Source organism: Pseudomonas sp. KH_046_1 (genome assembly GCF_057839025.1).
This window is the reverse complement of record NZ_CM174481.1, coordinates 3,433,585-3,446,764: the sequence shown is the minus strand read 5'-3', so window position 1 is coordinate 3,446,764 and position 13,180 is coordinate 3,433,585. Positions and strand designations below refer to the sequence as shown.

Below are 13,180 nucleotides of genomic sequence, written 5' to 3'. Positions count from 1 at the left end.
TGAGGGCATAGTTTCCAAATGGGAATTTGGTCGTTAAGTAAAAGGTTGCGCAATAAGATATCGATATTAACGAGTAGGCAATGAAGTGCGATAAAAGAAAAATCAGTTTCGATTCCCTGGAGTAAATAAATGATCGGGTGAATCTGCTTTCCCTTCTTCCTATTATGTAAAAGGCGAATCCGAATAATGCGACACTTGAAGATATGTAGGCATAAAACCATGCTGAAATAGTTATGTAGTCGCTCGAAAAATAGTTGGGGTCTTGCCTGGTTGTTGCAAGAAAATAGAACATCGCACAAGGTGATATCATGATCCAGAAAAAAGCGATGGGTTCTTTTAATTGTTCTTTGATAAATATGGATGCAAGGGAAGAAACTCTGGGCCAAATATTTTTAGGCATGATTGATTTCTCTGTGGGGGTGGAGTCGTTGCTTCTTTTCTTTCGTTAATTGAATGGTGTCTTCTAGGTTTGTTATTTTTCATTTTGCTCGTGTGGTTTGTCGCTTGATATTAGGAGGTGTTGCAAGAATTAGTTGATTTTAGTGTTGGATGCAAGCGAGGTTTTTTGTGTTGTAAGACTTTTCCTATAAGATTTTAAGATGCGCCCTACGTGATGTTAGGCGCTTTAGTGGTTTGGCTCGGTTCTAGTGTGGCTAGTTTCTGGCGTGGAACTGTGAAATTCCTTTTTGAAACTGTGTTTTAGTTTTCGGTAAGCAGAAATGGTCTTGCTATGTTAAGTAGAATATTTCTGTAGGAGTAAATGTGCGTTTCGTACTTTTTTATGAATTTTTATTTTCTTTAAATGCTAATTTTTTTAGAAAGGCGACGAACGGTAGACCTTGTTTTTTTGATCGCCCGTTTTGTTCGAGTAAGGAGCGCTGGACGTTACGTTTGAACCGGCCTCCTGTAGGAGCTGCCGCAGGCTGCGATCTTTTTGCTCTGGTCTCAAGAGATCGCAGCCTCGTTTCACTCGACAGCTCCTACAAGTCCTTGCCAGGAAAAAGCCAAAAGAGTACAAATGTACTCCATGACGACTCTGACTCCCCGCCGTACCGCCATCCTGACCTTCATCCGCGATCGCATCGCCGAGCACGGTCAGCCTCCGAGCCTCGCCGAGATCAGCGAGGCGTTCGGTTTTGCCTCCCGCAGCGTGGCGCGCAAGCATGTGCTGGCGCTGACCGAAGCCGGGTTTATCGAGGTCAACCCGAATCAGGCCCGGGGCATTCGCCTGCTCGGGCAGCCGCCGCGTCCGGAGTTGCTGGACATCCCGGTGCTCGGCCGGGTGGCGGCCGGTGCGCCCATCGGTGCCGATGCCGAGGTGCACAGTCGCTTGCTGCTCGATCCGTCGATCTTCTCGCGGGTGCCGGACTACATGTTGCGGGTGCGGGGTGATTCGATGATCGAGGACGGCATTCTCGACGGCGATCTGGTGGGTGTGCACCGCAGCCCCGAGGCCGTTAATGGCCAGATCGTCGTGGCGCGACTCGACGGCGAAGTCACCATCAAGCGCTTCGAGCGGGTCGGCGATGGGGTTCGCCTGCTGCCACGCAACCCGGCCTACCAGCCGATCATTGTCGAGGCCGACCAGGACCTGGCCATCGAAGGCGTGTTCTGTGGCCTGGTGAGGCAAGGCTGATGGGTGCCGTCGTTGCGCTGGATACGCTGTTCAATGGCGGCCAGGTCTGGAAGGGCCGGCCTGCGCCACCGGCCGCCAGCCCGCAACCCACTGGGTATGCCGCGCTGGACGCCGCATTGCCCAGCGGTGGCTGGCCGGAGGCTGCGTTGACGGAAATTCTGTTGGCCGGGCAGGGCGTGGGCGAGTTGCAACTGGTGTGGCCGACCCTGGCACGGCTGTCGGCGGCGGGCGAGCGCATCGTGCTGGTGGCGCCGCCTTATGTGCCGTACCCCCAGGCGTGGCAGGGCGCCGGGGTCGATCTGCGTCAGTTGTCGATCATTCAGGCCAGCGAGCGCGATGCGCTGTGGGCCGCGGAACAATGCCTGCGTTCGGGCAGTTGCGGCGCGGTGCTGTGCTGGCCACACAAGGCCGATGACCGCGCCTTGCGCCGCTTGCAGGTGGCGGCGGAAACCGGCCAGACCCTGGCCTTCGCCTATCGTCCCCTCGGTGAAGCGATCAACCCTTCGCCAGCGGCCCTGCGCATTGCCATCGATGCCCGACCGGCACAACTGCGCGTGCTCAAGTGCCGCGGCGGCCTGGCCCGTTCGGCGCCGATTGCCTTCACCGTGGGGCATTGAGGTTGCCATGCGCTGGGTCTGTATTCTTTTCCCGCAATTGGCGCTGGACGCAGTACTGCGTCAGCGCGCCGATCCCGATGAACCCCTGGCGCTGCTGACCGGCCCGGCCCAGCGCCGGGTGCTGCAGGCCGTCAACGGTGCGGCACGGGCGCTGGGCTTGCGTCCCGGCCAGTCCATGAGCGCGGCACAGGCCTTGAGCAAAGGCTTTGTCACGGCCGAATACGACGCCGCTGAAATCGAACACTGGCAGCAGTTTCTCGCTGCCTGGGCCTATCGCTTCAGTTCCCAGGTCAGCGTGCATTACCCCCGGGCCGTGGTGTTCGAGATCGAGTCCAGCCTCGGCTTGTTCGGCGCCTGGCCGCAATTCGAAGCGCTTTTGCGCCGTGAGCTCGGCGAACTGGGGTTTCGGCACCGCATCGTGGCCGCGCCCAACCCGGTGGCGGCGCGGGTGCTGGCCAACGCCTATGACGGTCTGGTGGTCCCGGACGATCAGGCCTTGCAGCATCACCTGGGGCAAATGCCCGTTGACCGGATCGGCTTGGAAGCACCGGTCGCCACGGCCTTGTCGCGCATGGGCCTGCGCACCTTGAGCCAGGTGCAGGCGCTGCCCCGGCATAGCCTGGCCCGGCGTTTCGAGGCCCAGGTGCTCAAGCATCTGGATGCCCTCTCGGGTTTGCGGCGGCTGGCGCTGGCGTTCTACCTGCCGCCGGATCGCTTTGATGTGCGTATCGAGCTCAATTTCGATGTGCAGTCTCACCAAGCCTTGCTGTTTCCGTTGCGCCGGTTGACCGGCGACCTGTCGGCATTCCTCAGCGGTCGCGACAGCGGCGTACAGCGTTTCGACCTGCATCTGGAGCACGCCGGGTTGCCGGACACGCTCATCAAGGTCGGCCTGCTCAGCGCCGAGCGGGATGCGGCGATGCTCTTCGAACTGGCCCGGGGGCGGCTGGAGCAGGTTCAGGTCGAGGCGCCGGTGCGCGGCTTTCGCCTGCGTGCCGAGGATTTACCGACCTTCGTGCCCCAGCATCAGGAACTGTTCGACGATCGCCCGCAGCAGTCCTTGCCCTGGGAACAACTGCGCGAACGCCTGCGTGCACGGCTGGGGGATGATGCGGTGCATGGCTTGCGCTTCCAGGCCGATCACCGCCCCGAGTGCGCGTGGCAGGCCAGTGCCGACAGCCAGCCCTGCGCGGCGCCGGCCGCGGTGAAACGGCCGGGCTGGCTGCTGACTGAACCGCTGGCCGTGCATCAGGGCTCGGCGCGCATCCTCATGGGGCCGGAGCGTATCGAGTCCGGCTGGTGGGACGGCGATGACGTACGCCGTGACTATTACCTGATCGAAACCCGTGCCGGCCAACAGGGCTGGGCCTACCGGGCGGTCGGTGAGGACAGCCCGCTGTGGTTGCAGGGCTGGTTCGCATGAGCAGCGACTATGCCGAATTGCACTGCCTGTCGAACTTCAGCTTCCAGCGCGGTGCCTCCAGTGCCCTCGAGCTGTTCCAGCGCGCGAAAAAGCAGGGTTATCAAGCCCTGGCGATCACCGACGAATGCACCCTGGCGGGCATCGTTCGCGCCTGGCAAGCAGCGAAGTCCGTGGAGTTGCCGCTGATCATCGGCAGTGAAATACGCATCGACAACGGTCCGAAACTGGTGCTGCTGGTGGAGAGCCTCGAGGGCTATCAGGCGCTGTGCCGATTGATCACCCGCGCCCGGCGCCGCACGCAGAAAGGCCAGTATCAGGTGCTGCGCGAAGACTTCAGCGAACCGTTGCCGGGATTGCTGGCGTTGTGGGTGCCGGACGCTGTCGATGCCTTTGAACAGGGCCGCTGGCTCAAACAGGTCTTCGCCGAGCGCCTGTGGCTGGCGGTGCAGTTGCACTGCGGTCAGGACGATGCCCGGCGCCTGAACGATCTGCTGACCCTGGCCAGGGAGTTGCGCATTGCGGCCGTGGCCAGTGGCGATGTGCACATGCACGCTCGCGGCCGGCGCGCCTTGCAGGACACCATGACCGCGATCCGTCATCACCTGCCGGTGGCCGATGCCGGGTTGCGCCTGCATCCCAACGGCGAACGCCATCTGCGCAGCCTCGACGTGCTGCAGGCGCTTTATCCGCCCGACTTGCTGGCAGAAACGCTGAACATCGCCCGGCGCTGCACCTTTGATCTTGGTCAGTTGCGTTACCAGTACCCCCGCGAACTGGTGCCGCAAGGGCACTCGGCGACCTCGTGGCTGCGTCATTTGACCGAGGAAGGCATCGAGTGGCGCTGGCCAAAAGGGCCGAAAAGCGAAGTGCTGGTGCAGATCGACAAGGAGCTGCAACTGATCGCGGAGCTGGGCTATGAAAGCTATTTCCTGACAGTCCACGACATCGTCCGCTTTGCCCGCCAGCAACAGATTCTTTGTCAGGGGCGTGGTTCTGCCGCCAACTCGGCGGTGTGTTTTGCCCTGGGCATCACCGAAATCGATCCGGATCGCACCACGTTGCTGTTCGAGCGTTTTCTGTCCAAAGAGCGAAACGAGCCGCCGGACATCGATGTCGATTTCGAACATGAACGCCGCGAAGAAGTCTTGCAGTACGTGTTCCAGCGCTATGGTCGGGCCCGGGCCGCATTGACGGCGGTGGTCAGCACTTACCATGCGGCCGGTGCGGTGCGCGATGTGGCCAAGGCCTTGGGTCTGCCGCCGGACCAGATCAACGCCCTGGCCGATTGCTGCGGTCACTGGAGCGATGAAACACCGCCCGTGGAGCGTCTGCGCGAGGGCGGGTTCGACCCCGAAAGCCCAGTGCTGCACCGGGTGCTGAGCCTGACGGGGCAGTTGATCGGCTTCCCCCGGCATTTGTCCCAGCACCCCGGCGGTTTCGTGATTTCCGAGCAGCCGCTGGACAGTCTGGTGCCGGTGGAAAATGCCGCCATGGCCGAGCGCACCATCATCCAGTGGGACAAGGATGACCTCGACGCGGTCGGTTTGCTCAAGGTCGATATCCTGGCGCTGGGCATGCTCAGCGCGATTCGCCGATGTTTCGATCTGCTGCGTCGGCACCGGGGCCTGGACCTGAGCCTGGCGACCATCCCGTCCGAAGACGCAGCCACCTACGAAATGATCGGTCGGGCCGACACCATCGGCGTGTTCCAGATCGAGTCCCGGGCGCAGATGTCGATGCTGCCGAGGCTCAGGCCGAAGACGTTTTACGATCTGGTGATCGAGGTCGCCATCGTTCGGCCGGGGCCGATCCAGGGCGGCATGGTGCATCCGTACCTGCGGCGACGGAACAAGGAAGAACCGGAGGCCTATCCGTCACCGGAGCTGGAAGTGGTACTCAAGCGCACCCTCGGCGTGCCGCTGTTTCAGGAACAGGTGATGCAGATCGCCATCGTCGCCGCCGACTACAGCCCCGGCGAGGCCGACCAGCTACGCCGCTCCATGGCCGCCTGGAAACGCCACGGCGGGCTCGAACCGCACAAGGAACGGCTGGCCGCCGGGATGAAGAAAAACGGCTACACCGCCGAATTCGCCGCGCAGATCTTCGAGCAGATCAAGGGCTTTGGCAGCTACGGTTTTCCCGAGTCCCACGCGGCCAGTTTTGCCTTGCTGACCTACGCCAGTTGCTGGTTGAAATGCCACGAGCCGGCGGCCTTCGCCTGTGCGCTGATCAACAGTTGGCCGATGGGGTTCTACAGCCCGGACCAGATTCTGCAGGACGCTCGGCGTCATCATTTGCAGGTTCGCCCGGTGGACGTACGCGCCAGTGACTGGGGTTGCAGCCTGGAGCCGATCGCCGGTGCGCAACCGGCGATTCGCTTGGGGCTGCGCATGATCAAGGGTTTTCGCGAGGACGATGCCCGGCGCATCGAGACAGCACGCTCCAAAGGCGCGTTTGCCGACATCGCCGACCTCGGCGAGCGGGCGCGACTCGATGCCCGCGCTCAGGAGCAACTGGCCGATGCCGGCGCGTTGCGTGGCCTGGCCGGCGACCGGCATCGGGCACGCTGGGAAGTGGCCGGGGTACAAAAGCAGCTGGGGTTGTTCGCCGGCCTGCCGAGCCAGGAGGAGGACGCGGTGTCATTACCCAGACCCACCGTGGGCGAGGACCTGCAAGCCGATTACGCCAGTGTCGGCACCACCCTCGGGCCGCATCCGTTGGCCCTGTTGCGCGGTGAGTTGAAGGCGCGGCGCTGTCGCAGTTCGAAGGAGTTGCTGGACGTCGAGCACGGGCGGCCGGTCAGCATCGCCGGGCTGGTCACCGGCCGACAACGCCCGGCCACCGCCAGCGGCGTGACCTTCGTCACCCTTGAGGACGAGTTCGGCAACGTCAACGTGGTGGTCTGGCGCGACCTGGCCGAGCGGCAGCGCCAGGTGTTGGTCGGCTCGCAATTGCTCAAGGTCGATGGGCGTTGGGAGAAGGAGGGGGAGGTGCGGCATCTGATAGCCGGGCGTTTGAGTGATCTGAGTTCGTTGTTGGATGGCATTACTGTGCGTAGCCGGGATTTTCACTAATACCGCAAAACCTGTGGGAGCGAGCTTGCTCGCGATAGCGGTGTATCAGACACATTAATATTGAATGTGCCGACGCCTTCGCGGGCAAGCCCGCTCCCACAGGTTTTGTGCAGCCGCGGTTTACTTAGCAATCGGCCAAAACCGCTCCCCACCCCCCGGCGCATCCGTCCAGGCCTGCAACGAACGCGTCGGCAAGTCGAAGTAATCCCGCGTGCGTGCATAGCCATGCCCACCCATGCGTCCGATCGCATCCAGCCCCAACTGATCGATGTACAGGGTTTTTGGATCGATCAGTTCGTCACGCACATGGGCCATCAGCACTTCACCAAAGATGATCTCCCGGGATTGGCCGATGGACAGGGCCATCATCCGCCGGCACTCCAGCGCCACCGGGGCTTCGCCGATGCGTGGGCATTTGACCGTGGTGCCGGGGATGGCGGTGAGGCCGGCGGCGGTCAGTTCATCGAAACCGGGGGCGAAGGGCACGGCGCAGACGTTCATGGCTTCCACCAGCGCATCGCTGACGATGTTCACGGTGAATTCCTGATTGAGCTGAATGTTGCGTGTGGTGTCCTTGGGGCTTTGATCGCCGTAGTTTTCCACGCCCAGGGCGAGGATGGGCGGATCGGCCGACAGCGCATTGAAGAAGCTGAACGGCGCGGCGTTGATCCGGCCTTCGCCGTCGACGGTGGTGACCAGGGCAATCGGCCGTGGCACGACGCTGCCGATCAGAATCTTGTATTTGTCCCGTGGGCTCAATGTGCTGAAGTCGAAGCTTTGCATGGGCAGAAATCTCTAGAGGAGTGGATCAATCGCGCTCAGTGGCGTGTGGGCGCTGTAGTCGTCGGCGAACGGGATGGCTGGCTGGAACAGGCTTTTCCAGTCCGGTTGGCCAAAGGCCCGGTCGCTGTGGCTGCGCATCAGTTTTTCGAATTGGCGTTGGGCCTGGCGTTGCAGGGCGGGGTAGTCGACGCCCTCGACCTGGCCGTCCTGCATCACGCAGCGGCCGTCGATATAGCTGGCGATGCAGTCGTCACCGCGGCCGGCCAGCACCAGATTTTTCAGCGGATCGAATAGCGGTCCCAGGTGCATCCCGCGCAGGTTGAATACGGTGATGTCGGCCTTGGCCCCGGGCGCCAGGCGGCCGAGATCGTCGCGGCCCAGTGCCTTGGCGCCGCCGAGGGTCGCGGCGTTGTACAGGTCCTGCGTGCTGGTCAGCTCGTTGCCACCCTCCATCAATCGAGCGATGTTCAAGCCCTGGCGCATGTTGTCCAGCAAGTCCGCCGGCCAGGTGTCGGTGCCCAGGGCGAAGTTGATGCCCTTGGCCAGATAGCGCCCAAACGAATTCAGCGCCTCGCCGTCCCGGGCGAACACCACCGGGCAATGCACCAGGCTTGCGCCGCCATCGATCACGCGTTGCAGGTCGTCATCGCCTCGGGTGTAGATGCCATGGGGCAGCAGACTGCGCGGGGTCAAAAGCCCAAGCTGCTGCAGCCAGCCCAGTGGCGAGGTGCCGCGCAGTTGCTCGACCATCGCGACCTCGCCGAGGCCCTGGCAGCAGTGCAAGCGCATCGGTGCGCTCAGTTCCCGGCTCAGCGCGGCGGTGCGTTGCAGCAGCGCCGGGGTGCAGGTCTGGATGCGATCGGGCAGCAGCGCGCCGCGAATCAGGCCGTTGTTCACGCCATCGAAATCCCGGAAAAACCGTTCGGCGGCATCGAGCCCGGCCATGCCCCGGCCTTCGTCCCAGTGGTGCGCCAGGGTTCCATCGGCCTGCCAGTAGCTCATGCCGCTCATGTAGCAAGGGCCGAGGTAAGTGCGCAGCCCCAGTTCGGCCGCCACGCCTGCCACCGCCGCAAATTCGTCGTAGGTCTCGGCCCACTCGCGGTAATACATCGAAGTGATCGGCATGGCCGTGGTGATGCCGTTGCGAATCAGTTGGGTGAAGGCGTAGCGGTATTTGAAGATTTCTTCTTCGGGGCTGTAGCTTTCCCGCGATCCACGCGCCAGATACTGCGCTGACCATATCCGGCCCATGTCGCGCTCGTCGCCGTTGTCCAGGGTCAGCACCGTGGAATCGAGATCGCCCAAGGCATCCAGATCGATGAAGCCGGGGCCGATCAGCGTGTTGCCGTAATCAATCCATTGATCCACCGGCCCCGTATAACCGCGTCCGACAAACTCGATGCGTGAACCTGCGAACACCACTTCGCCATCGCGCCACAGCACATGCTGGGTGCCGTCGAAGCCGACCACGCAACTGGCCCGCAAGCCGATGCGCTTCACAAACGGCTGTCCAGCAAGCGACCACCCGCAGCAATCAACCGGCCCGCGCGATAGACCTGACGCAACGGCCGCGAAACCACCGCCTCACCCAGTGTTTGTACCGGCATCAACAGGAAGTCTGCGGGCTGGCCGATCTCCAGGCGATTGGCTTCGCAACCCAGCGCCTGGGCGCCGTTGACGGTTGCGGCCTCGAACGCTGCCGCGAGTTCTTCGTCCTTGTTCAAATCGAAACGGAACGCCAGCAGCATCGCCCGCTCCAGCATGTCGCCGTTGCCCATGGGCGACCAGGCATCACGAATGCCGTCCGAGCCCAGACACACATTCACGCCGGTTTCGCGCAGGGCCAGGAACGGCGGCACCGCACAATCGGCCGGGGCCGAACTCATCAGCGAAATACCCAGCGTCGCCAGGCGTTCGGCCACCGGTTTGACCTGGCTCCACGGCAACATCCCCAGGCAGTACGCATGGCTGATCATCACCCGGCCCTGGCGGCTGAAACGCTCGGTGTAGTCGGCGATCAGAGCGATCTGCCACAGACCCAGCTCACCCTTGTCGTGCAGGTGAATGTCGACGCCACGATCGAACTCGCTGGCCAGATTGAAGACGAAATTCAGTTGTGCGATGGGGTCGTTGTCGATACCGCACGGGTCCAGGCCACCGACGTTCTCCACGCCCAGGGCCATGGCTTCGCGCATCAGCTCGGCGGTGCCGGGGCGACTGATCAAACCCGTCTGCGGGAACACCACCAGTTGCAGGTCGATCAGGTCGCGGTAGTCTTCACGCAGTTGTTGCATGGCCTCGACATGCCGCAGGCCGAATTCCGGGTCGATGTCGACATGGCAACGCATGGTCAGCGAGCCACGGGCGATGCAGTTTTCCAGCAGGGAACCGGCCCGTTGCGCAATCGGTGTGGTGACTTCGCGCAGGATGCGCCGTTCGTTGGCGATGTAGTCCTTGAGGGTCGGGCCGGCGCTGTTGGGGCGCCAGGGTTGGCCCCAGAGGGTTTTGTCCAGGTGCACGTGGCTTTCCACCAGGGCGGGGGTGAGCAACTGGTTCTGGCCGTCGATGTCGGTAGCCAGCAGTTCGGTGGTCGAGGCCGGGCGGCGTTGGGCGAACCGACCGTTTTCGATCAGCAGGTCTTCGGCAGGGGCGCCGTAGGGGCGCACGTTGCGTAGCCAGCGGGGTTGGGTCATACAAACCTCATTCAGGTCTTTTAATCAGCGGTGTTCGGGCGGGCCTCATCGCGAGCAAGCTCGCTCCCACAGGGTTTCGAGGTGTTCACAAAATGTGTGATCCACACAAATCACTGTGGGAGCTGGCTTGCCTGCGATGGCCGCACCGCGGTTTCAAGTCGAACAATCAGCCCTTGAGCTTGGCCCAGATCCGGTCCTGCAGCTCCCGCGCCTTGTTGCTGCATTCCTTTTCCGGACGCAGGCGCGAGGCGAATTCGTCGGGCATGTTGATGGCGTCCATCACTCGCCATTTGGCATCGATCAGCTTGTCGCTCTGGATGCCGTTGTCGTAGGCGATGGCGTTGGAGACGGCGGCGGCGTTTTCCGGTTTCATCATCCAGTCGATGAAGGTCTTCGCGTTGCCGGGGTGCGGTGCGCTTTTCGGCACGGCGAAGTTGTCCTGGAACATCGCCAGGCCTTCCTTCGGATACACGTACTTGATGGTGCTCTTCTGCAAGGTGGCCCGCGCTGTAGAACCGTTCCAGTTCTGCATCATGATCACTTCACCGGAGGCCATGCGGTCGACGGTGTTGTCCGAGCTGTACATCTTCAGGAAGGGTTTCTGTTTTTGCAGCAGTTCGAGGATGCGCTTGGCGTCCTGGGGGTTTTCGCTGCACTCGTCGACATTCAGGTAATGACTGGCGGCGTTGATCACGCTGCTGGAGGTGTCGAGGGCGGCGAGCTGGCCTTGTAGTTCCTTGCGTGGCTCGAAGAACTCTTTCCACGAGTCGTCGAGCTTGCCGCCGGGCACTCGGGCGCTGTCATAGGAGAACCCGGTAGTGCCCCACAGGTACGGTGCCGAGAACTTGCGGCCCGGGTCGAAGCTCGGGTCGCGGAACGCCGGTTTGACGTACTGGAAGTTGGGCAGGGCCGAGGCGTCGATTTCCAGCAGCAGGTCCTGGTTGATCAGGGTGCGCATGATCGATTGCGACGGCACGATCACGTCATACGCCGCACCGCCGGCCTGCAGCTTGGCCAGCAGGGTTTCGTTGCTGTCGTAGCCGTCCATGGTGACCTTGATCCCGGTCTCCTTTTCGAACTTGGCCAACAGCTCGACCGGGTAGTAGTCGGTCCAGTTGTAGAAGAACAGTTCCTTGGGCTCGGCGGCCTGGGCGCCGAACGCAGTGAGTGCGGTGAAGCAACTCAAGGCCAGGCCGGCAACGGCGAAACGCATGCTTTTCACTTTCTTGCTCATATAGAAGTCTCCAGGCTTATTGTTGTTTGCCGCGCTGTCCCAGCCAGAAGGCCAGCACCACCAGCACGATGGAAATCACCAGCATCAGCGTTGAAATCGCATTGATCTCCGGTGTCACGCCGGCCTTGATCGCCGAGAAGATGTACACCGGCAGGGTCGTCGAGCCGGGGCCGGCGACGAAGAAGGTCATGATGAAATCGTCGAGGCTGACCACGAACGCCAGCACCGAACCGGACAGCACCGCCGGCCACAGCAGCGGCAAGGTCACCCGGCGAAATACCTGCCACGGGTTGGCGTACAGGTCGTTCGCCGCTTCCAGCAGGCTCTTGTCCAGGTCATTGAGCCGCGCACGAATCGGCAGGTAAGCGAAGGGAATGCAGAAGCCGATGTGCGCGACGATCACCGTCAGCAGACCTAGCTTGATCCCCAGCGCCATGAACAGCAGCAGGGTGGCCACGGCGGTGACGATCTCCGGCAGGATCAACGGCAGGTTGATCCCGCCCTCGACCATTTTCTGCCCGTAGAACGGCCGGTAAGTCGCCAGCGCCGCGAGCAGGGCAATCGCCGTGGCGCACACCGTGGCGATGCTGGCGACGATGATCGAGTTCAGCGCCGCCGTCTGGATCGACGGGTTGGCCAGGATGCGTCCATACCAGTCGAATGAGAACTCGGTCCACACCGTCGCCGAGCGGTTGGCGTTGAAGCTGTAGGCGATCAATACAAAGATCGGCAGGTACAGATAGGCCAGCATCAACAGGCTGACTTCACGGGTCAGCGGCAGTTTCTTCAGGTGCAGGGCGATCATGCTTGGGCTCCTGGGCGTTGGGTCTTGGCGGCATTGCGGCTATAGAGGGCGTAGAGCACCAGGGACAGCAACATGATTCCCAGCAACAGGAACGACAGCGAGCTGCCCAGCGGCCAGTTGCGCGCGGTGCCGAACTGCTGCTGGATCAGGTTGCCGATCATCAAGGTCTTGCCGCCGCCGAGGATTGCCGGGGTAATGAAGGCACCCAGGCTTGGCACGAACACCAGCAAGGCTCCGGCAATCACCCCCGGCATCGACAGCGGCAGGATGATCCGGCGCAATGCGTGCCAGCGGTTGGCGCCCAGGTCGTAGGCGGCTTCCACCAGGCGCCAGTCGAGTTTTTCCAGGGTCGAGTAGATCGGCAAAATCATGAATGGCAGGAAGCTGTAGACCAGGCCGACGCTGACCGCGAAGTCGTTGTAGAGCAGGGTGATGCCACCGGCCTGGGGGAACAGCGCGTTGAGGCTCTGGGCGACCCAGCCGTGTTCGCGCAGGATGATCAGCCACGCGTAGTTGCGGATCAGCAGGTTGGTCCAGAACGGGATGGTGATCAGCAATACCATCAGGTTGCGCCGACGTGGTGTCAGGCTCGACATCCACAACGCCACCGGAAAACCGAACAGGAAGCACAGGACCGTGGTGCCACCGGCCTGGAACACCGAACGCAGCAGCGCCTGGGCGTAGACCCAGTTGAGCTCCAGTTCGCCATCAAAACCTTCCTGGAAAAACAGCTGCACGTAGCTTTGCAATTGCCAGTCGGCCTGCCAGTCGACGCCGCCATAGACGTTGCGCGGCAACAGGCTGATGTAGCCCATGATGCCCAGCGGAATGGCGATCAGGGCCAGCAGGGTCAGGACCACCGGGCTGAGCAACAGCACACGGTTGAGGGCTGGGGAAGTGCTGCTGACGCTCATC

Annotated in this window: 11 protein-coding genes; 5 read left to right on the top strand and 6 right to left on the bottom strand. The window is 62.1% G+C overall.

Going from position 1 to position 13,180, the window contains the following annotated elements; genetic code table 11:
• Window positions 1-308 precede the first annotated feature (308 nt).
• The 5 genes from AC3IT9_RS15840 to AC3IT9_RS15820 all read left to right on the top strand — a co-directional run bounded on the left by AC3IT9_RS15840 (window position 309) and on the right by AC3IT9_RS15820 (window position 6,750).
• On the top strand, window positions 309-449 hold the full coding sequence (locus AC3IT9_RS15840; protein WP_489270325.1) for a hypothetical protein: 141 nt from the start codon (window positions 309-311) through the stop codon (window positions 447-449).
• Window positions 450-1,018: 569 nt separating this feature from the next.
• The gene (lexA, locus tag AC3IT9_RS15835) at window positions 1,019-1,636 is read left to right on the top strand and encodes a transcriptional repressor LexA (protein WP_423504786.1); all 618 of its coding nucleotides are present in this window, start codon (window positions 1,019-1,021) and stop codon (window positions 1,634-1,636) included.
• Complete coding sequence (gene imuA, locus AC3IT9_RS15830) at window positions 1,636-2,253, top strand: translesion DNA synthesis-associated protein ImuA (protein ID WP_489270324.1); 618 nt, start codon at window positions 1,636-1,638, stop codon at window positions 2,251-2,253. The genes lexA and imuA overlap by 1 nt, the downstream gene beginning before the upstream one ends.
• 7 nt (window positions 2,254-2,260) lie before the next feature.
• Entirely contained in the window at window positions 2,261-3,676 is a 1,416-nt protein-coding gene (locus AC3IT9_RS15825; RefSeq protein ID WP_489270323.1) for a Y-family DNA polymerase, read from the top strand.
• Window positions 3,652-6,750 carry an error-prone DNA polymerase gene (locus AC3IT9_RS15820; protein ID WP_489270322.1) on the top strand — a complete coding sequence of 1,033 codons (3,099 nt, stop codon included), beginning with the start codon at window positions 3,652-3,654 and terminating at the stop codon, window positions 6,748-6,750. Before AC3IT9_RS15825 ends, AC3IT9_RS15820 begins: the two co-directional genes overlap by 25 nt.
• A 120-nt stretch (window positions 6,751-6,870) precedes the next feature.
• Here the strand turns inward: AC3IT9_RS15820 and AC3IT9_RS15815 are convergent, their stop codons facing one another.
• The 6 genes from AC3IT9_RS15815 to AC3IT9_RS15790 form a co-directional block, all read right to left on the bottom strand.
• Window positions 6,871-7,533: a flavin reductase family protein gene (locus tag AC3IT9_RS15815; protein WP_150723605.1), complete on the bottom strand. Its 663-nt coding sequence runs from the start codon at window positions 7,531-7,533 to the stop codon at window positions 6,871-6,873.
• Between the two features lie 12 nt (window positions 7,534-7,545).
• Window positions 7,546-9,033, bottom strand: a complete 1,488-nt coding sequence (locus tag AC3IT9_RS15810) for an amidohydrolase family protein (protein WP_489270321.1) — start codon at window positions 9,031-9,033, stop codon at window positions 7,546-7,548.
• Window positions 9,030-10,226: an amidohydrolase family protein gene (locus AC3IT9_RS15805; RefSeq protein ID WP_489270320.1), complete on the bottom strand. Its 1,197-nt coding sequence runs from the start codon at window positions 10,224-10,226 to the stop codon at window positions 9,030-9,032. The genes AC3IT9_RS15810 and AC3IT9_RS15805 overlap by 4 nt, the downstream gene beginning before the upstream one ends.
• 166 nt (window positions 10,227-10,392) lie before the next feature.
• A complete protein-coding gene (locus AC3IT9_RS15800; RefSeq protein WP_489270319.1) occupies window positions 10,393-11,460 on the bottom strand; it encodes an extracellular solute-binding protein in 1,068 nt (355 codons plus the stop codon).
• Between the two features lie 16 nt (window positions 11,461-11,476).
• Entirely contained in the window at window positions 11,477-12,265 is a 789-nt protein-coding gene (locus tag AC3IT9_RS15795) for an ABC transporter permease (protein ID WP_057714357.1), read from the bottom strand.
• Window positions 12,262-13,179, bottom strand: coding sequence for an ABC transporter permease (locus AC3IT9_RS15790; RefSeq protein WP_489270318.1), 918 nt, complete (start codon window positions 13,177-13,179; stop codon window positions 12,262-12,264). Before AC3IT9_RS15790 ends, AC3IT9_RS15795 begins: the two co-directional genes overlap by 4 nt.
• Window position 13,180: the final 1 nt, after the last annotated feature.

What these genes read in the sequence shown, in the direction of transcription:
- AC3IT9_RS15840 (WP_489270325.1), top strand. Translation starts at nt 309, where the DNA reads ATGATCCAGAAAAAAGCGATGGGTTCTTTTAATTGTTCTTTGATAAAT.
- lexA (WP_423504786.1), top strand. Translation starts at nt 1,019, where the DNA reads ATGTACTCCATGACGACTCTGACTCCCCGCCGTACCGCCATCCTGACC.
- imuA (WP_489270324.1), top strand. Translation starts at nt 1,636, where the DNA reads ATGGGTGCCGTCGTTGCGCTGGATACGCTGTTCAATGGCGGCCAGGTC.
- AC3IT9_RS15825 (WP_489270323.1), top strand. Translation starts at nt 2,261, where the DNA reads ATGCGCTGGGTCTGTATTCTTTTCCCGCAATTGGCGCTGGACGCAGTA.
- AC3IT9_RS15815 (WP_150723605.1), bottom strand. Translation starts at nt 7,533, where the DNA reads ATGCAAAGCTTCGACTTCAGCACATTGAGCCCACGGGACAAATACAAG.
- AC3IT9_RS15805 (WP_489270320.1), bottom strand. Translation starts at nt 10,226, where the DNA reads ATGACCCAACCCCGCTGGCTACGCAACGTGCGCCCCTACGGCGCCCCT.
- AC3IT9_RS15800 (WP_489270319.1), bottom strand. Translation starts at nt 11,460, where the DNA reads ATGAGCAAGAAAGTGAAAAGCATGCGTTTCGCCGTTGCCGGCCTGGCC.
- AC3IT9_RS15795 (WP_057714357.1), bottom strand. Translation starts at nt 12,265, where the DNA reads ATGATCGCCCTGCACCTGAAGAAACTGCCGCTGACCCGTGAAGTCAGC.
- AC3IT9_RS15790 (WP_489270318.1), bottom strand. Translation starts at nt 13,179, where the DNA reads ATGAGCGTCAGCAGCACTTCCCCAGCCCTCAACCGTGTGCTGTTGCTC.